General features: G+C 42.7%; 1 protein-coding gene. It reads left to right on the plus strand.

The window, feature by feature from the left end:
* Positions 1–123 precede the first annotated feature (123 nt).
* Positions 124–1,287 (plus strand): IS4 family transposase, encoded by a 1,164-nt coding sequence (locus BC792_RS18225; RefSeq protein WP_148910446.1) that lies wholly within the window; start codon positions 124–126, stop codon positions 1,285–1,287.
* Positions 1,288–1,316 lie beyond the last annotated feature (29 nt).

The raw sequence follows: 1,316 nt of genomic DNA on the forward strand, positions 1-1,316 counted from the left end.
TCATTGCTGTCCCATTAAAATCTAAAATTTCTCTTTGAAATATTTGAAATATAGTTAGTTACAGCGGTTTTTCGATTAAACGGATTTCAATTTTAACTTTTGCAATTCTTATACAGATTTGCAATGCACAAAGACAAATTCGTTTTCTCGCAGCTTGTTTCCTTTTTGGACAGAAATAAGTTCAATTATATTGTTCGTGTCTATCAAGGCGACAAATATGTGAAACATTTCACCTGCTGGAACCAGTTACTTGCTTTGATGTTCGGCCAGCTGTCCAACCGTGACAGCCTGCGGGATCTGGTGATCGCACTCGATGCCCACCGATCCAAATGTTATCATTTGGGAATGGGTAGGAATGTCTCCAAATCATCGCTGGCAAGGGCCAATCAGGACAGAGACTATCATATCTTTGAGGAGTACGCCTACTATTTGGTCAGCCGGGCAAGAGAGAAGCGAAGCGCCAACATCTTCGGGCTGGACGGTAACATCTATGCTTTCGATTCTACAACCATTGATCTGTGCCTTTCCGTGTTCTGGTGGGCAAAGTTTCGAAGGAGAAAAGGAGGCATCAAAGTACATACCTTGTACGATGTGGAGACACAGATACCGGCATTCTTCCATATTACCGAAGCATCCGTACACGACTCGAAGATCATGAAAGAAATTCTTTATGAACCAGGATCTTACTACATATTTGATCGAGCCTACAATAACTTTAAGATGCTGTATAAGATTCATCAGATAGGAGCTTATTTTGTGATCAGGGCAAAGAATAACCTGCAGTACAGAACCATCAAATGGAAACGCAGGTTGCCCCGGAACGTGATTTCAGATCTGACGATCAGCTTGACCGGCTTTTACCCGAAACAGTACTATCCCGAAGTGCTTCGCCTGGTCAGATACTGGGATGAAAAACAGGATCGGGAGTTCGTCTTTTTGACCAATGCTACCCAGATCTCATCCCTACAAGTGGCCAAACTTTATAAGAATCGCTGGCAGGTGGAACTGTTCTTCAAGTGGCTGAAACAGCACCTTAAAATCAAGAAATTCTGGGGTACTACCGAGAATGCCGTCCGGATACAAATCTATGCCGCCATCTGTACGTACTGTTTGGTGGCCATCGTTCAGCACGACATGAAGCTGGGCAGAAGCACCTATGAAGTACTGCAGATATTGAGCATCTCCCTGACCGATAAAACCAATCTTCGGGAACTCTTTAGCAAAACTAAATTTCAATATGACAAAGAACGAACGGACCTTAATGGGCCAAATTTATTTAATTTTTAAAACGTCCCGATTTTAATGGGACACTAATG

Source organism: Sphingobacterium allocomposti, from assembly GCF_008124885.1.
Classification (GTDB): domain Bacteria; phylum Bacteroidota; class Bacteroidia; order Sphingobacteriales; family Sphingobacteriaceae; genus Sphingobacterium; species Sphingobacterium allocomposti.

Coding starts and splice junctions, on each gene's coding strand:
- BC792_RS18225 (WP_148910446.1), top strand. CDS start 124: ATGCACAAAGACAAATTCGTTTTCTCGCAGCTTGTTTCCTTTTTGGAC.